The organism is Roseicella frigidaeris, assembly GCF_003258945.1.
GTDB lineage: Bacteria > Pseudomonadota > Alphaproteobacteria > Acetobacterales > Acetobacteraceae > Paracraurococcus > Paracraurococcus frigidaeris.
The window spans coordinates 13,372-30,781 of record NZ_QLIX01000019.1; the positions used below are offsets into that span (position 1 = coordinate 13,372).

Below are 17,410 nucleotides of genomic sequence, written 5' to 3' on the forward strand. Positions count from 1 at the left end.
GGCTGTTCTGCGATGGGACCGCACCCTCCCCGGGCTGCGATGCCCGCGTTATGTCACAAATCCGCAGCTCAACAAGAATTACTCCAGGATACAATTATCACGGAATAGAGAGCCTCACTCTCGACGGCCCGGTCGCCGCTCCCGTCATCACCGGCATCGCCCTTGGCCCGGAGCGGATCGGACCGGGCGGAGGGTGCCGCGCCCTGGGGCGCCGCCCCCGGGTTGCGCGATCGCGCCGGCTTCCGCAGGCTGCGTCCGGGAGCCGGATCCGGGAACGTCCATGCCTGAGCTTGCGGAACAGACGCGCATTGCGGCGCCACTCGATACCGTCTGGCCGCTGCTGAGCGATCCCGCCGCGGTGGCAAGCTGCATCCCCGGGGCGAGCCTCGCGCCGGATCAGGGCGACGGGAGGTGGCGCGGCGCGGTGAAGGTGCGCTTCGGCCCGACCACCGCCACCTTCCGCGGCGAGGCGACGCTCACCTTCGACCACGCGGCGCATCGCTGCAGCATCGAGGGCCGCGGCATCGACCAGCGCGGCGCCTCGCGCGCCCTCTCCTCCGGCACGGTCGCGGCGCGCGCCGATGGCGCGGACACGCTGCTCGATGTCGAGGGGCGCTTCACCGTGACCGGCCCACTCGAGACCTTCGCCAATGCCGGCGGCGTGCATGTCGCGCGCGCCCTGCTCGGCGAGTTCTCCGCCAATATGGCGAGGCTGGTGGCCGAGCGCGGCCAGGCATCGGCGATGCAGGCACCGGCGATGCAGGCCCCGGCGATGACGGAGGCGGCGCCGGCGCCCGAGCCTTCGGCGGTCGCTGCCGCCCCGGTCGGCCCCCCGGTCGCCCCCCTGGTCGCCGCGCCGTCGCCGGCCTCCTCCGGCACGGCCCCTGCGACCGGCGCGGCGGCGCCCGCCTCCGGTCAGGGCCACGCCCCTGCCCGCGCCCCTGCCCGCGCCCCTGCCCGCGCGCCCATCCCTCCCCCGGCGCCGGCCCGCGAGCTCAGCGCCCTCCGCCTCGCCTGGCTCGCCTTCCGCTCCTGGCTGCGCAGCCTCCTCGGCAAAGGAACCCCCTGACCATGGCCGACCCCAAGCTCTCCGACGTCCTCGCCCAGGCCTTCGCCGCCGAGGGCTGCGAGGTGCTCTTCACCCTGATGGGCGACGCCAACATGTACTGGTCGGAGGCCATGTCGCGGCAGCCGGGGGTGCGGGTGGTGAATGCCCGGCACGAGCACTGCGCCGTCGCCATGGCCGATGCCTATGCGCGGGCCACCGGCAAGGTCGGCGTCGCCTCCACCACCTGCGGCCCCGGCTTCACCCAGATCATGACGGCGCTCACCATCGCCGCGCGGGCGGGCGTGCCGCTCGTCGTCTTCGCCGGCGATTCGCCGCTGCTCGCCTCCTTCTACCTGCAGCAGATCGACATGGCGCCGCTCGCCCAGGCGACCGGCGCGCACTACATCCCGATCCGCTCGCTCGACCGCGCCCTCGACAATGTCCGCGAGGCCTTCCACACCGCGGCGCTGGAGCGCCGCCCGGTGGTGCTCTCGGTGCCGATGGACCTGCAGAAGCAGGCCTATCCCTACATGGCCGACTACATCCCCTCGGCCGACTACCTGCCGATGCCGCAGCGCCCCATGCCCGACCCGGCCATGGTGGAGCGCGTGGTCGAGATGATCGCCGAGGCGGAGAAGCCGGTGATCATCGCCGGCCGCGGCGCCCGGCTGGCCCGCGCCCGGGCGGAGATCGAGGCGCTGGCCGAGGCGAGCGGCGCGCTGCTCGCCACCTCGCTGCAGGCCAAGGGGCTGTTCGACGGCAACCCCTTCGCCCTCGACATCGCCGGCGCCTTCGCCTCCGACTTCGCGCGCGAATGCTTCGCCGAGGCGGATCTCGTCATCGGCCTCGGCGTCGGGCTCGGCGCCTATACGACCGAGAGCGGCTATCTCTATCCCAATGCCCGCGTGGTGCAGATCGACACCCGGCCGCGCGGGCTGTGGCAGGGGCTGCGCACCGCCGACCTGCATGTCGTCGCCGATGCCGCGGGCGGCGCCGCGGCGATCGCCGATGCCCTGGCGCGGCGCGGCCTGCGCAAGGCGGGCTTCCGCAGCGCCGCCATGGCCGCGCAAATCGCGGAGGACCTGCCCGACCGCAAGGAATTCGCCATCGCGCCCGGGCTGGTCGATCCGCGCAAGGCGATGCTCGAACTCGACGCCATCGTGCCGAAGGACTGGGACGTGGTGATCGGCGGTGGGCATTTCCTCGGCATCGCCATGACGCATCTGCGCGGCCGGGCGCCGGAGCGGATCAACGTGGTCTGCGACTTCGGCGCCATCGGCAACGGGCTGCCGGGGGCGATCGGCGTCGCCGCCGCGCGCCGCGACGGCAAGGTGCTGCTGATCGAGGGCGATGGCAGCCTGCTGATGCATGCGCAGGAGCTGGAGACGATCCGGCGCGAGGGGCACCGGATGCTGATCGCCGCCATCAACGACGGCGGCTACGGCGCCGAGATCCACAAATTCCGCGCCACGGGGCTCGACCCGGCGCTGGTCATTCATGGCCGCGGCGACCTCGCGGCGGTGGCGGGCGGCTTCGGCATCCGCGGCGACACCGTCACCGGGCTCGGCGGCATGGGGCGGCTGTTCGAGGCGCACCAGGCGGCGAACGGCACCACGCTGTGGGACATCCACACCGACGACACGGTGGTCTCCCGCCCCTATCGCCGGGTGCATTACGGCGAGGCGTGACGGGGTCCCCACGGCGGCGCGTAGCGACGTCCTGGGGGTATGCCCTATTCCAGCCGGATCTGCGTCTCGCGCAGCAGCCGGGCGAGCGACTCCGCGGCCGGCCGCATCTCGGCGGTGAAGGCCTCGGGCGGGCCGGGCTGCGGCGTGACGCCGTTCGTCTCCAGCCAGCCATGCATCGCCGGCGCGGCGAGGATGGCGCGCAGCGCCGCGTTCAGCCGGGCGATCACCGGCGCCGGCGTGCCGGCGGGCGCGAAGAGGCCGAGCCCCTCGGCGATCGCCGCCCCCGGCACCGCCTCGGCCACGGTCGGCAGCTCCGGCGCGACCGGGGCGCGCGCGGCATTGGCGACGGCGATGGGCCGGGCGCTGCCATCGGTCATGTAGGGCCTGGCGAAGAGCCAGGTGGCGAGCGTCGCCTGCACCCGGCCGCCGAGGAAATCCGTCATCGCCGCCGCGCCGCCGCGATAGGGCACGTGGTTCATGCTCAGCCGGCCATGGGCCATCATCTGCTCGATCAGCAGGTGGTAGGAGCTGCCGAAGCCGACGCTGGCGAAATTGAGCTGGCCGGGATGCGCCGCGACATGGCGGACGAACTCCGCGAGGTTTCGCACCGGCAGGTCGGGCCGCACCAGCAGCACCACGGTCATCGGCCCGACCATCCCGACCGGCGCCAGGTCCTTGAAGGGATCGAAGCCGACCGGCAGCTTCGCCGCCGCGGCGATGATGAGGTTGCCATAGGAGGTGAAGAGCAGCGTGTGCCCATCCGGGGCGGCGCGCGCCACATAAGCCCCCGCGACATTGCCGCCAGCGCCGCCGCGATTCTCGACGACGATGGCGGCGCCGAGCGCCGTGCCGAGCTGCTCGGCGACGCGGCGGCCCACCGTGTCGGTGATCGCGCCGGGCGGATAGGCGACCACCAGGCTCACCGGCCGCGCCGGCCAGGGCGGACCGGCGGGCGGATCGGCGGCGACCGCCGCCGCCGGCATCAGGCCGAGCCAGAGCAGCGCGGCGGCGCGCCGGCGTCGCCTCATGCCGCGAGGCCCTGGGCCATCGCCGCCTCCTCGCGGCAGCGCTCCGGCCCGCCGAGGAGCTGGCGGTTGCCGGCGATGCGCTTGAACCAGAAGGGCAGGCCCAGCAGCTCGGTGAAGCCCATGCCGCCATGCACCTCGGTCGCGTGCCGGGCGACGTCGCGCCCGACCTCGTCGGCATGCGCCTTGATCTGGCAGGCGAGCATCCGCGCCTCGGCATCACGCGTGTCCGGGGCCGTGTCCGGGGCCGCGTCCGGGGCCGCGTCCTGGGCCGCCGCGGCATGCCGGAGAAAGGCCTGGCAGGGCTCCAGCCAGGCCGCCATCTCGGCGCAGACATGCTTCACGCCCTGGAAGCTGGCGATGACGCGGCCGAATTGCCGGCGCTGCCCGGCATAGGCGACGGCCTGGTCGAGCATCGCCCGCGCCGCGCCCAGCGTCTCGGCGGCCAGCACCACCCGGCCGGCATCGAGCACCGGCCGCGCATCGCCGGGCAGCCGCCGCGCCGGCGCCTCGCTGAGCGTGAGCGCGGCGAGCGGCCGCAGCCGGTCGAGACCCGGGCGCGGGCGCAGCGCGACGCCGGGCGCATCGAGCGCCAGCAGCGCCATCCCGCCCGCCGGCAGGGCGAGCAGCGCATGCGTCGCCCCCGCCGCCTCGACCAGCGGCGCCACCTCGCCGGAGAGGCGCTCGCCGTCCCAGCGCAGGGTGCAGGGCCCGGTGCCACCGGCGATGGCGCCGAGGGCGAAGGCGACGCGCATCCGCCCGGCGGCAAGGGCCGGCAGCCACTCGGCCCGCGCCGCCGGATCGCCGAGACGGAGCAGCGCCAGCGGCGCCAGCACGGCGCTGCCGAGGAAGGGGGTGGGCGCGGCATGGTAGCCCAGCGCCTCGGCGGCGAGCGCGGCATCGGCCAGGCCGAGCCCGGCGCCGCCCGCCGCCTCCGGCAGCAGCAGCCCGGGCAGGCCGAGCTCCGTCAGCGCCGCCCAGAGCGCCGCATCGCCTGCCCCCTCCCTGCCCGCCTCCGCCGCCGCCTGCCGCGCGGCCTGCGTCACCCGCGCCGCCAGCAGACCGCGCAGGGAGGTGTCGAAGAGGCGCTGCTCCTCGCTCAGCCCGAATGCCATCTCACGCCCCGCCCTGGAGTTTCGGCTCGCGCGGCATGCCGAGGCCGCGCTCCGCGATGATGTTCTTCTGGATGTTCGAGCTGCCGCCGCCGATGATCAGGCCCAGGTCGTACATCCAGTCGGCGTACCAGGCGGTGGCGGCATCGTCCTCGGCCAGGTCGTCATGCGGGTCGTAGACCAGCCCGGCCTCGCCCAGCGCATCGACGGCGAGCGCGGCCAGCCGCCAGGCCAGCGTGGAGCCGTAATACTTCACCACCAGCAGGCCGAGCCCGCTCTCCTCGCCGCGCGCCGCCTCGCCGAGCAGCCGCATCTGGTGGTACTTCGCCGCGAGCACCTCGCCCTGCAGCCGCATCAGCCGGTCGCGCCAGACGGGGCTGGCGAGCAGCGGCCGGCCTTCCACCCGCGTCTCCGCCAGCAGCGCCTGCAGCCGGTGCAGGCGGTGCATCAGCTTGCTGGCATCGCCGAGCAGCATGCGCTCATGCTTCAGGGTGACGTTGGCCACCCGCCAGCCCTCGCCGCGGCCGAGCACGATCTGGTCCGCCGGCACGCGGACATCGGTGAAGAAGACCTCGTTGAAGGTGGCGTGGCCGGTCATGGTCGGCAGCGGCCGCACCTCGATCCCCGGGCTGTCCATCGACAGCAGCAGGTAGGAGATGCCGAGATGCTTCGGCCTGTCCGGCTCGGTGCGGCAGAGCAGGAACATCATGTCGGCGAAATGCGCCGAGCTGGTCCAGATCTTCTGGCCGTTGACGATGAACTGCCCGTCCTCCAGCCGCGCCTGGGTGCGCAGCGCGGCGAGGTCGCTGCCGGCCTCGGGCTCGGAATAGCCCTGGGCCCAGATCACCTCGCCGCGGATGGTCGGGCCGATCCAGCGCTCGCGCTGCGCCTCGGTGCCGACCTCGAGCAGCGTCGGCACCAGCATGCGGATGCCCTGGCCCTGGATGCCGAGGCTGATGCCGGCGCGGTTGAACTCCTCGGTGATGATCGCCGCCTCGAACACGTCCGGCTCGGCGCCGTAGCCGCCATAGCGGCGCGGCACGGCGCGGGCGGCGAAGCCATGCTCGATCAGCAGCGCCTGCCAGTCGAGCGCCTTGCGATCAGGCCGCTTGCGGCCGCCGCCGCCGCCGACCGGGGGCGAGAGATGGCCGAAGCGGGCGATGAAGTCGCGCGCCGCCGCCTGCAGCGCGCGGTGCCGCTCCGAAAGGCCCAGATCCATGGCTCAGCCCCCGGCGGCCGGGCCGGTGAAGCGCCCGGCGCCGGCCAGCACCCGCTCCGCCCCCGTGGCGAGGTCGCGCAGCACCTCGGCCGCCGGCCGCACCGCCCGCACCATGCCGAGCCCCTGGCCGGCGAAGCCGCCCCAGATCTCGGCGCGGTCGGCGGCGAGCGCGGCGGCGGTGACGGGCGCGGAGACCAGGCCCTGATAGGGCATGGGCAGCGGCTCCAGCCCCGCCTCGGCATAGGCGGCGGCCCAGCGGTTCTTCACCATGCGCGCCGGCTTGCCGGTGACCGAGCGGGAGACGGTGGTGCCCTCGTCATTGCCGGCGACGAGGGCCTGCTTCTGCCCCGGGCCGATGCCCGCCTCCTCGGTCGCCAGGAAGGCGGTGCCGATCCAGACGCCCTCGGCCCCCAGCATCAGCGCCGCGGCGATGCCGCGGCCATCGCCGATGCCGCCGGCGCCGAGCACCGGCACGCGGCCGCCGACCGCATCCACCACCTGCGGGATCAGCGCCATGGTGCCGATCGGCGAGTTGTGGCCGCCGCCGTCATGGCCCTGCGCCACGATGAGGTCGATGCCGGACTCGACCACCTGCCGCGCATGCCGGGTGGTGCCGACCACCGCCATCACCTTGGTGCCGTTGGCGTGCAGCCGCTCCAGCCAGGGTGCCGGGTTGCCGAGGCCGGCGGCGTAGACCGGCACCCGCTCCTCGATCACCACCTCCATCTGCGCCTCGAAGAAGGCGCGGGAGAGCGGCACTGGGCCGTCGCGGTCGGCCGGGTCGCGGCCGAGCGCCGCGGCGAGCCCGGCCTCGTCCAGCGGATCGAGCCCCTCGCGGGCCATGAACTCCTGCGCGAAGCCGCGATGCTGCGGCAGCAGGCTCTCGGCCGGGGGGCCGCCGGCATTGCCGCCGCCACCGCGCCGCACCGAGGCGGGCAGCAGCGTATCGACGCCGAAGGGCCGGTCGGTGAGCTCGCGCATGCGGCGGATCCAGGCGCGGAGCTGGTTCGGCCCGCAGCTCGCGGCGCCGAGCACGCCGAGGCCGCCGGCATTGGAGACGGCGGCGGCAAGCTCGGGCGTGCTGGCGCGCCCCATGCCGGCGAGCAGGATCGGCGTCTCGATGCCGAGCAGCGCGCAGACGCGCGTGTGAAGGGCCATGGTCATCTCCTCCCGGGCCGCCTCTTGCGGGCGGCCTGCCTGGTCGTGGCCCGCGCGGCCGCGCGGGCGGGTTCTCAGCTCACGGTCAGCCGCTCGGCGCTGTCCACCGCCGCGCGCGCCTGGCCGGGCACCTGCATCGGCTCGCCGGGCCGGGCGGCGCGGAATTCCGCCGGCACGAAATGCTGCGTCAGCTTCCAGTAGTCGAGCAGCCGCCAGGGCGAGGTCACCGTCACCCGGTTGGCCTTGTTCTTGTACCAGCTCGTCACGCCGGGATGCGTCCAGACCATGCGGCGGCAGGTCTCGTCGAGGAGGTGGTTGTAGGCGTCGTGCACCTCCGGCCGCACCTCGAGCGAGGCATAGCCCTCCTCGACCATCTCGCGCAGCGCCTGGCAGATGTAGCGGACCTGGCATTCGTGGTGGAAGATGATGCTGCCGCCATGCGCCAGGTTGGTGTTGGGCCCGTAGATCATGAAGAAATTCGGGAAGCCGGGCGCGGTGATGCCGAGATAGGCGCGCGGGTCGTCCTCGCCCCAGGCGGCGCGGATGGTGCGGCCGCCGCGCCCGGCGATCTCCATCGGCGCCAGCATCTTCGAGGCCTGGAAGCCGGTGGCGAGGATGATGACATCGACCTCGTGCACCCGGCCGTCGCGCATGACGATGGCGTTCTCGGTGATGCGCTCGATCTGCGCCGTCTCCAGCGTGACGTTCGGGCGCTTCAGCATGCGGTACCAGTGATTGTCCCGCAGCATGCGCTTGCCATAGGGCGGATAGCCCGGGATCACCTTGGCGAGGAGGTCCTCGTCGCCCGCGAGCTCCTTGCGGACATGCTCGGTGAGCATCTCGCGCATCCGGTGGTTGGCCTCGTTCAGCGAGAGATCGGGCTGCGTCCAGTCGGGATCGACCTGCAGCGAGGCATGGAAGCCGTCCGAGCCGGCCCAGAAGAGCTGGAAGCGGAGCCACTGGCCGAAATAGGGGATGTGCTCCAGGCACCAGAGATTCCCGGCGCTGACCGTCTTGTGGTAGTTCGGGTTGTGCACCGCCCAATGCGGCGTGCGCTGGAACACCACCAGCTCCGCCACCTCCGGCGCGATGGCGGGCGCCGCCTGCATGGCGCTCGCCCCAGTGCCGATCATCGCCACCCGCTTGCCGGCGAGCGGCACCGCCTCGTCCCAGCGCGCGGTGTGGAAGAGCGGGCCCTTGAAGTCGTCGAGCCCCGGGATGGACGGGATGGCGGGCCTGTTGAGCTGGCCGACCGCGGTGACGAGGGCGCGGCAGGAGAGGCTCTCCTCGGCGCCGCCCGCGCTGGGGCGGATCGTCACCGCCCAGCGCGCCGTCGCCTCGTCAAAGGCGGCGCGCGTCACCTCCACGCCGAAGCGGACGTAGCGGCGGATGTCGAAGCGCTCGAAGCAGTCCTCGATGTAGCGGTGGATCTCCGGCCGCTGCGAGAAATGCCGGGTCCAGGCATGGTTCGGCGCGAAGGAGTAGGAGAAGAAGTGGTTCGGCGTATCGACCGCGCAGCCGGGATAGCGGTTCTCCAGCCAGGTGCCGCCGACGGTCGGGTTCTTCTCCAGGATGGTGAAGGGGATGCCCATCTGCTTCAGGCGGATGCCCATGCAGAGCCCGGCGAAGCCGGCGCCGACGATGACGACCTGCATCGCCCCGACCGGCAGCCCGGCCGGGTCGCGCCGCCAGTGCACGGCGCGGGGATCCTCCTCCGCCAGCCGCGTCTCCTCGACCAGCACCGGGATGTACTCCTCCGGCACGGTCTGGCCGACGCCGCCGCTCATCATGCGCTGCAGCGTCTCGGCCGGCGGCAGGGGCGGCGGCGCCCGGTCCGCCACCGCGTAATCCTGCAGCGCCTCCACCAGCCGGTCCCGCACCCGCTGCTTCAGCGGCTCCGGCACGGATTCGAGGAAGCTCCAGGCGCCATGGATATGCGGCGCGACCTCGTCGAGGATCGCCAGGTCGCCGGTGAGCTGCACCAGCACCATGAGCATCGGGGCGATATCGGCATCCGCGAGGGCCTGGCGCAGCGCCGCCTCGTCGCGCACCGCGCGCCGCACCTGCTCCTGGAATGAATTGCGCATCGCCTGCTTCTCCCGGCCGTCCCGATCCCCTGGCCGAGTGTACCCCATGCCGTGGCGAAGGGTAGGCGCCCCGGGCCTGCGCCCCCGGGGCGGCCGCGGCGGTCAGGCGACCGCGGCGACGATGACCTCGCCGGCCGCCAGCACCTGCGGCGATTGCGGCCAGAGGTCGCGGCGCTGCGCCATGGCGGCCGCCACCTGGGCATGCGCCGCTGTCGCCGTGCTGCGGTTGGTGAAGATGGAGACGGCGAAGCCACGCCCCGCCTGGTCCCGGTCGCGGCCGATATAGAGGTGGCGGAAGCCGGGCTGCTCGGCCGAGATCGGCACCAGCCGCTCCTGCACCACCGGCAGGTTGCCGTTCGCCGGGCCCAGCCCCTCGGTCATCCGCACCAGCATGTAGCTGTCGAGGCCGGGGCGCTCGGCATCGAAATGCAGGTGCAGGGTGGCCCGGGTGACGACCGGCGCGCCGGTCACCAGATCCGCCAGGTTGGCCGCGGTCCAGGCGAGGACCTGCTCGGTCGCCCGGTCGGCCGCCGCCTCGTCCTCGAAGATGGTGGCCGAGACGATGCCGCCGCCGCCATCGACGCGGGCCACGTAATAGGCCCGGAAGCCAGGCGCCTGCCGCAGCGAGGGCAGCAGCCCCTGCCGGATGCGCTGGGCGATCTCCTCCGGCGCGCCGGTGCTGCTGAACCGGCGGATCGTCAGGGTCCACAGGGCGTCGCTCATCCCGCCTCCCAGTCCTGCTGCAATGCGCCCTTCCCCCTGGGCGCGGTGGCTTCCACCGCGCCAGCCTAGCACAGCTTTGGAGGCGCGGCGCGCCACCCTCCCCGGCTCCGGCCTGTCGGAGCCGGCGATCCGGGATAAGCTCGGCCCATGCATTCGCTGTCGCTGCTCGACTGGGCCGCCCTCCTCGTCTTCACCTGCTGCTGGATGGGCTATGCCGCGCTCGTCGACCACCATCCGGCGCTGCGGGCGCGCAGCGTCATCGCCGCCATGGACGCGCACCGCCATCGCTGGCTGCAGGTCACCGTGACGCGGGACAACCGCATCATGGATACGAACATCATCGGCAACCTGATGAACAGCACCAGCTTCCTCGCCAACACCGCCATCTTCATCCTCGGCGGGCTGGTGGCGATGATGGGCTCGCCGGAGATCGGCGCGCGGGTGTTCGGCGCCCTGCCCTTCGCCGCGCCCTCCGACCCGGCGGCCTGGGAGATGAAGATCGCCCTGCTGCTCTTCATCTTCGTCCGCGCCTTCTTCGAGCTGACCTGGGCGCTGCGGCAGTTCAATTACTGCTCCATCGTCATCGGCGGCATTTCGCACGACCCGCAGGACCCGACCTGCGAGAGCCATGCGACGATGGCGGCCAAGGTCGCCAACCGCGCCGCGCGGCACTTCAACACCGGGCTGCGGGCCTATTATTTCGGCCTCGCCGCGCTGGCCTGGATCCTGCATCCCCTGGCGCTGATCGTCGCCAGCCTGGTGGTGCTGCGCGAGCTCTACCGGCGCGAGTTCCGCAGCGTGGTGCGCGAGGCGCTGCGGGAGAGCTGAGGCCAGAGCCGATCCCGATCAGGTGGATTCACCTGATCGGGTGACGATGCTCTGACAACAGGAGCCTAGGGCGCTTCGGCCTGCGGCCCGCAGGGCCGAGCGCCCGGATGGGCGCCGCCGGTCGCGCCGTCAGGCGCGCCCGTCAGCGCGACGCGAAGGCCCAGGCAAACCGGAGGCAGCGCCCGGCGCTCACTCCCGCTCGATCCGCCGCAGCTCCTGCCAGAATTGCCGAAAGATGGCGCCGCGGATGCCGCGCTCCGGCTCGGCGCAGCGCAACCGGTCGGGGTGGAATTGCCGGGCGAAGGCGCGTTTCGCCCGGAGGAAGCGCGGCTCCGGCGGGCCGGGCCGGGCCATCGCCACCCGGGCGAGGCGCAGGGCCCGGCGGCTCGCCTCCAGCTCGGCCGTCAGGGCAGCGATGCGGGCCGCCTGGGCGCGGGCCTGGGCGCGCGCGACGCGCAGCCGCCGGCCGCGACGCCAGGCGCGGCGCCGCTCCGCGACGGCCGGGCGCGCCGGCGCGGCAAGGCGACGCAACAGCGCCGCCCCGCGCCGGAGCAGCCGCCAGGCCGACAGGCCGAGGCCGAGCAGCACGAGCGCGAGCAGGAGACCGAGAAGCTCGACCATGCGCCGGCAGTCTGCCGCAGGCGGCTGGCCAGGCGGTTAAAGGGGCCCGGCCCCGGCGTCATGGCGCAACCCTGCCGCGGCGGTCAGCCGGCGAGCAGCCCCCGCACCGCCGCCAGGGCCTCCTCCGCCTTGCCGCCCTCGGGGCCGCCGGCCTGGGCCATCTCCGGCCGGCCGCCGCCGCCCTTGCCGCCCACCGCGGCCGCCGCGGCGCGCACCAGGGCCACGGCATCCGCCTTGCCCTTTGCCGCCTCGCCAAGCCCGGCGACGATGCTGGCCTTGCCCTCGGCGGTCGAGACCAGGGCGACGACATCCGCCGTGCCGCCCTTCAGGATGGCCTCGGCCAGCCCCTTCAGGTCGCGCGCCGGAACCTCGCCCAGGTGGCGCAGCGCGACGCGCAGCCCGCCCAGCGTCTCGACCTCGGCGCCGCCGCCGCCGGTCGCAAGCTGCTTGCGCAGCTCGGCCACGTCGCGCTCCAGCTTGCGCCGCTCCTCGAGCAGCGCCGCGATGCGGGCCGGCACCTCGGCGGGCGCGACGCGGAGCGCCGCCGCCGCCTCGCGCAGCCGGGCATCGGCCTGCTCGACCAGCCGCTCGGCGAAGGGGCCGGTCACCGCCTCGATGCGGCGCACCCCGGCCGAGACGGCGCCCTCGGAGACGATCCGGAACAGGCCGATATCGCCGGTGCGGCGCACATGCGTGCCGCCGCAGAGCTCGAGCGAGTAGATGCCGCCCTTGTTGGCCGAGTCCGGGTCGTGGCCCATGCCGACCACCCGCACCTCGTCGCCGTATTTCTCGCCGAACAGCGCCATGGCGCCTTCCGCCACCGCCTGCTCGGGCGACATCAGCCGGGTGGTGACCTCAGTGTTCTGGCGGATGCGGGCATTCACCTCCTCCTCCACCCAGGCGAGGTCGTCATCGCTCATCGGGGTGGGCTGGGAGACGTCGAAGCGCAGCCGGTCGGGCGCGTTCAGCGAGCCCTTCTGCGCCACATGCGGGCCGAGGCGGCGGCGCAGCGCCTCGTGCAGCAGATGGGTGGCGCTGTGATGCGCCCGGACATGGGAGCGCCGGGCGTGGTCGACCTCGGCCTGCACCGCCAGCCCGACCCGCGCCTCGCCATGCGCCACGGTGCCGAGATGCACGACGAGGTCGCCGAGCTTCTTCTGGGTGTCGCGCACCACGATGCGACAGGCCTCGCCGGCCGAGATCAGGCCGGCATCGCCCACCTGGCCGCCGCTCTCGCCATAGAAGGGCGTCTGGTTCAGCACCACCGCCACCTCGGCGCCGACCGGGGCGCTCTCGACCGGGGCGCCGTCGCGGGTGATGGCGAGGATCTCGCCCTCGGCCGTCTCGGTCGAATAGCCGAGGAACTCGCTCGCCCCGACCTTCTCCTTGATGTCGAACCAGACGGCATCCGTCGCCGCCTCGCCCGAACCCGCCCAGGCGGCGCGGGCGCGGCGGCGCTGCTCGGTCATCGCCGCCTCGAAGCCGGCGACATCCACCGTCTTGCCCTCGGCGCGCAGCGCGTCCTGGGTCAGGTCGAGCGGGAAGCCGTAGGTGTCGTACAGGCGGAAGGCGACCTCGCCCGGCAGGGTGCCGCGATCGCCGAGCCGGCCGCTTTCCTCGGCGAGCAGGCCGAGGCCGCGTTCGAGCAGGTTGCGGAACTTCGTCTCCTCGAGCTTCAGCGTCTCCGTCACCAGCGCCTCGGCGCGCTGGATCTCGGGATAGGCGGCGCCCATCTGGCGGACCAGGGTCGGCACCAGCCGGTGCAGCAGCGGCTCGCGCGAGCCCATCATATGGGCGTGGCGCATGGCGCGGCGGAGGATGCGGCGCAGCACATAGCCGCGGCCCTCGTTGGAGGGCATCACGCCATCGGCGATGAGGAAGGTGCCGGCGCGGAGATGGTCGGCGACGACGCGGTGGCTGACCTTGAAGCGGCCATCCGGGTCCTGCCCCGTCACCTCGGCCGAGGCGAGGATCAGCGCCCGCAGCGTGTCCGTGTCGTAATTGTCGTGCTTGCCCTGCAGGATGGCGGCGAAGCGCTCCAGCCCCATGCCGGTGTCGATCGAGGGCCGCGGCAGCGGCACGCGGGTGCCGGGCGGCCCCTCCTCGAACTGCATGAAGACGAGGTTCCAGATCTCGATGAAGCGGTCGCCATCCTCGTCCGGGCTGCCGGGCGGGCCGCCGGGGATGGCGGGGCCATGGTCGAAGAAGATCTCGGAGCAGGGGCCGCAGGGGCCGGTATCGCCCATGCGCCAGAAATTATCCGCGGTCGGGATGCGGATGATGCGGCTGTCCGGCAGGCCAGCGACCTTCTTCCAGAAGAGCGGCGCCTCCTCGTCCTCGGAATAGACCGTGACCAACAGCCGGTCCTTCGGCAGGGCGAAATCCTTGGTCAGCAGGCTCCAGGCGTGGTGGATCGCCTGTTCCTTGAAGTAGTCGCCGAAGGAGAAATTGCCCAGCATCTCGAAGAAGGTGTGGTGCCGGGCGGTGTAGCCGACATTGTCGAGGTCGTTGTGCTTGCCGCCGGCGCGGACGCATTTCTGGGCGGTGGTGGCGCGGCTGTAGGCGTGCTTCTCCTGGCCGGTGAAGACGTTCTTGAACTGCACCATGCCGCTGTTGGCGAACATGAGGGTGGGGTCGTTGCGCGGGACCAGCGGCGAGCTCTCGACCACCTGGTGCCCGTTGCGGGCGAAGTAGTCGAGGAAGGTGGCGCGGATATCGTTGCTGCTGGTCATCTCTGTCCCTGATGCCCTGCGGGAGGGTCCGTCTCCAGCCCCGGCCCAAGGGGCGCGACAAGGGCGTTGCCATGGGACGGGGTTCGCCGGCGCCGCGAGCCGGCCCCGCGGCGAACGCCCTGCGACGGCCCGCGCCCGCGATCGGGCGCCATGCCGCCAGGGGCCGTTGTCGGCAGGGCGGAGCCTGGCTCCCGGGCGGTCACGCCCATCCGCGACCCGCTCTAGCGCGCCGCAGGAAATGCGTCGAGGGGCGGCAGCGGCCAGGGGGCACCAGGGGGCAGACCAGGGGGCGGCGCCGGCATCGGGCCGGCAGGAGCCGGCCAGGGCGGCTCGGGGCGGCGGCTCGGGGCGGGCAACTCAGGCCGGGCGGGTCACCCCGCCCCGCCCGTCGCCCTGCCGCCGGCGGCGCGGCGCCCGGCCCGCCGCCCGCACCCGGCAGGGCGGCCGGGCCACGCGCCGGGCGGTCACTCGGCCGCGGCGCTCTCCTCGGCCTCCTCGCTCTCGCCGCCCACCAGCATGGCATTGGCGACAATGCCGGCCTGGGCTCGCACCTTCTGCTCGACAGCATTCGCCACGTCCGGGTTGTCGCGCAGGAACTGCTTGGCGTTCTCGCGGCCCTGGCCGATGCGCTGGCCCTCGGCGCTGAACCAGGCGCCCGACTTCTCGACGATGGCGGCCTTGACGCCGAGATCGATGAGCTCGCCGAGCTTGGAGATGCCCTCGCCATACATGATGTCGAAATCGACGACGCGGAAGGGCGGCGCCATCTTGTTCTTCACCACCTTCACCCGGGTCTGGTTGCCGACCACGCTGTCGCGGTCCTTGATGGCGCCGATGCGGCGGATCTCCATGCGGACCGAGGCATAGAATTTCAGCGCGTTGCCGCCCGTCGTCGTCTCCGGGTTGCCGAACATGACGCCGATCTTGAGGCGGATCTGGTTGAGGAAGATCAGCAGGCAATTGGAGCGGGAGACGGTGCCGGTCAGCTTGCGCAGCGCCTGGCTCATCAGCCGGGCATGCAGGCCGACATGGCTGTCGCCCATCTCGCCCTCGAGTTCGGCCCGCGGCACCAGCGCCGCCACGCTGTCCACCACCAGCACGTCGACGGCGCCCGAGCGGACCAGCGTGTCGCAGATCTCGAGCGCCTGCTCGCCGGCATCGGGCTGGCTGATCAGCAGGTTGTCGATATCGACGCCGAGCTTCTTGGCATAGCCGGGGTCGAGCGCGTGCTCGGCATCGATGAAGGCGCAGGTGCCGCCCTTCTTCTGCGCCTCGGCGATGGCATGCAGCGCCAGGGTGGTCTTGCCCGAGCTTTCCGGGCCGTAGATCTCGACGATGCGGCCCTTGGGCAGGCCGCCGATGCCGAGCGCGATGTCGAGGCCGAGCGAGCCGGTCGAGATCACCTCGATCTCGTTCTCGGCCTGCTGCTTCGCGCCCATGCGCATGATCGAGCCCTTGCCGAACGACCGCTCGATCTGGCTGAGCGCGGCGTCCAGCGCCTTCGACTTGTCCATACTGGCTGCCCCTGTCCTCGATCCGCCGAATACAACCGGGGCGATGTATGCCCACCGTTGTTTCGCTCGAAACCTAACACGCCGTGCCGGGTCGCGGGACCATGGCCGTTCCGCTCCGCCCCCGGCGGCGTTCCCAGGACTATGGCCCGGGCGACGCCCGAAAACAAGAACATTTAGTAAACATCGGCCACGGCGCCCCGCTCGCGTCATGCCGCCGGCGCCGGCACGCGCCGCAGCGCCAGCGCCACCGCGCGCAGCAGCGCCGCGGGCTCGAAGGGCTTGGCCAGAATGGGGAAATCCTCGTCGGGCCGGGTCTCCACGCCGCTCGCGCCATAGCCCGACAGCAGCAGCACCGGCAGGCCGGGCCAGCGCTGGCGGAGGCCGCGCGCCAGGGCCAGCCCATCCATCCCCGGCAAGGCGAGATCGCTGACGAGCAGCGCCGGCCTTCGCTGCCCCTCCAGCAGCGCGAGCGCCGATTCGCCGCTCTCCGCCGCCAGGACGGCATGCCCGGCCCGCTCGAGCAGCCGAGTGCCGAGCCGGCGTAGCGCGGCCTCGTCCTCGACCAGCAGCACCAGACCATCCGCCGCCTGGGGCAGTGCCGCGGGCGGCAGGCCGGGCGCCGCCTGCGGCGGGGGCGGCGCCGGCGGCAGCAGGATGCGGAAGCGGCTGCCCTCGCCCACCCGGCTCTCGACGGAAACATGGCCGCCCAGCCCCGCCACGATCCGCTGCACGGTGGCGAGGCCGAGGCCGGTCCCGCCCGCCGCCGCCCGCGTGGTGAAGAAGGGCTCGAAGAGGCGCGGCAGACGCTCGGCCGGGATGCCGATGCCGGTATCGCTCACCTCCAGCGCCAGCCAGTCGCCCGGCGGCAGGCCTGCCCGCCCCGCCGGATGGAACCGCGTCGCGATGCGCAACCGCCCGCCCCCCGGCATGGCGTCCCGGGCATTGGCCGCGAGATTGAGAAGCAGCTGGTCGAGCTGCGCCGGCACCAAGCGGAGCCAGCCTTCCGGGGCCGCGAGCGCCAGCTCCAGCCGCACCGCGCGCCCGAGGAGATGGCGCAACATCGGCGCCATGCCGCGCAGCGCCGCATCCAGCGCCACGGGCTGTGGCGCCGGCGTCTCCCGCCGCAGCCCGGCCAGCACCTGCCGGAGCATCCCGCCGCCGCGTCGGGCAGCCTCCTCGACCGGTTCGAGCGCCCGCGCGGCGGCGGGCGGCAGGCCGGCCTCGCGCACCCCCGCGGCGCCCGCGAGGATGACCGCCAGCAGGTTGTTGACGTCATGCGCGACGCCGCCGGCCAGCCATCCGAGCTGCGCCAGCCGGTCGAGCTCGTCGGGCCGCGGCGCCGCCGCGCCGTCCGCCGCGACCACCCGCAGCAGCAGCCAGCGCCGCGGCGCCAGCCCGGCCGGCAGGGGATGCAGCGTGAGCCGCCAGGCCACCGCCCCCGCCGCGGCCGGGGCGAGACGAAGCGCCGGCGGCGCGCCCCCGGCCCGGGCCGCCGCGAGGGCCGCGGCCAGGTCCGGGCCCGCCGCGGGCGCGAAGAGCGCGTCGAGCGGCAGGCCCGGCCTCGGCGCGCTGCCGGCCAGGCGCGCGAGGGCGGCATTGGCCGTGACGAGGCGGGCCGCGTCGTCGAGCAGCGCAAGGCCCTCCTCCACCGCATC

The 17,410-nt window shown here is 73.5% G+C and carries 13 protein-coding genes; 3 read left to right on the plus strand and 10 right to left on the minus strand.

Annotated features, from left to right (window positions below; translation table 11 throughout):
- Positions 1-280: 280 nt before the first annotated feature.
- Together DOO78_RS28465 and DOO78_RS19615 are read left to right on the plus strand one after the other, a co-directional pair.
- Complete coding sequence (locus DOO78_RS28465; protein WP_111471567.1) at positions 281-1,069, plus strand: SRPBCC family protein; 789 nt, start codon at positions 281-283, stop codon at positions 1,067-1,069.
- A gap of 2 nt (positions 1,070-1,071) precedes the next feature.
- Positions 1,072-2,736, plus strand: coding sequence for a thiamine pyrophosphate-binding protein (locus DOO78_RS19615; protein WP_111471568.1), 1,665 nt, complete (start codon positions 1,072-1,074; stop codon positions 2,734-2,736).
- Between the two features lie 44 nt (positions 2,737-2,780).
- Here the strand turns inward: DOO78_RS19615 and DOO78_RS19620 are convergent, their stop codons facing one another.
- From DOO78_RS19620 to DOO78_RS27650, 6 genes are all read right to left on the minus strand, one after another.
- Complete coding sequence (locus tag DOO78_RS19620) at positions 2,781-3,764, minus strand: Bug family tripartite tricarboxylate transporter substrate binding protein (RefSeq protein ID WP_111471569.1); 984 nt, start codon at positions 3,762-3,764, stop codon at positions 2,781-2,783.
- Positions 3,761-4,876, minus strand: coding sequence for an acyl-CoA dehydrogenase family protein (locus DOO78_RS19625; protein WP_111471570.1), 1,116 nt, complete (start codon positions 4,874-4,876; stop codon positions 3,761-3,763). The genes DOO78_RS19620 and DOO78_RS19625 overlap by 4 nt, the downstream gene beginning before the upstream one ends.
- 1 nt (position 4,877) lies before the next feature.
- Positions 4,878-6,092, minus strand: coding sequence for an acyl-CoA dehydrogenase family protein (locus DOO78_RS19630; protein ID WP_111471571.1), 1,215 nt, complete (start codon positions 6,090-6,092; stop codon positions 4,878-4,880).
- A gap of 3 nt (positions 6,093-6,095) precedes the next feature.
- The gene (locus DOO78_RS19635) at positions 6,096-7,415 is read right to left on the minus strand and encodes an NAD(P)H-dependent flavin oxidoreductase (RefSeq protein WP_279387816.1); all 1,320 of its coding nucleotides are present in this window, start codon (positions 7,413-7,415) and stop codon (positions 6,096-6,098) included.
- Entirely contained in the window at positions 7,325-9,337 is a 2,013-nt protein-coding gene (locus tag DOO78_RS19640) for a flavin-containing monooxygenase (RefSeq protein ID WP_111471573.1), read from the minus strand. The genes DOO78_RS19635 and DOO78_RS19640 overlap by 91 nt, the downstream gene beginning before the upstream one ends.
- Before the next feature lie 102 nt (positions 9,338-9,439).
- Positions 9,440-10,060, minus strand: a complete 621-nt coding sequence (locus DOO78_RS27650; protein ID WP_165838990.1) for an antibiotic biosynthesis monooxygenase — start codon at positions 10,058-10,060, stop codon at positions 9,440-9,442.
- Positions 10,061-10,207: 147 nt separating this feature from the next.
- Between DOO78_RS27650 and DOO78_RS19650 the strand changes: the two genes are divergently transcribed.
- Entirely contained in the window at positions 10,208-10,888 is a 681-nt protein-coding gene (locus tag DOO78_RS19650) for a DUF599 domain-containing protein (RefSeq protein ID WP_111471574.1), read from the plus strand.
- 189 nt (positions 10,889-11,077) lie between these two features.
- Here the strand turns inward: DOO78_RS19650 and DOO78_RS19655 are convergent, their stop codons facing one another.
- From DOO78_RS19655 to DOO78_RS19670, 4 genes are all read right to left on the minus strand, one after another.
- Positions 11,078-11,509, minus strand: a complete 432-nt coding sequence (locus tag DOO78_RS19655; protein ID WP_111471575.1) for a hypothetical protein — start codon at positions 11,507-11,509, stop codon at positions 11,078-11,080.
- Positions 11,510-11,592: 83 nt separating this feature from the next.
- Positions 11,593-14,241: an alanine--tRNA ligase gene (alaS, locus tag DOO78_RS19660; RefSeq protein ID WP_111471576.1), complete on the minus strand. Its 2,649-nt coding sequence runs from the start codon at positions 14,239-14,241 to the stop codon at positions 11,593-11,595.
- 464 nt (positions 14,242-14,705) lie between these two features.
- Positions 14,706-15,755 carry a recombinase RecA gene (recA, locus tag DOO78_RS19665; protein WP_111471577.1) on the minus strand — a complete coding sequence of 350 codons (1,050 nt, stop codon included), beginning with the start codon at positions 15,753-15,755 and terminating at the stop codon, positions 14,706-14,708.
- A gap of 206 nt (positions 15,756-15,961) precedes the next feature.
- Entirely contained in the window at positions 15,962-17,404 is a 1,443-nt protein-coding gene (locus DOO78_RS19670) for an ATP-binding protein (protein ID WP_128080102.1), read from the minus strand.
- Positions 17,405-17,410: the final 6 nt, after the last annotated feature.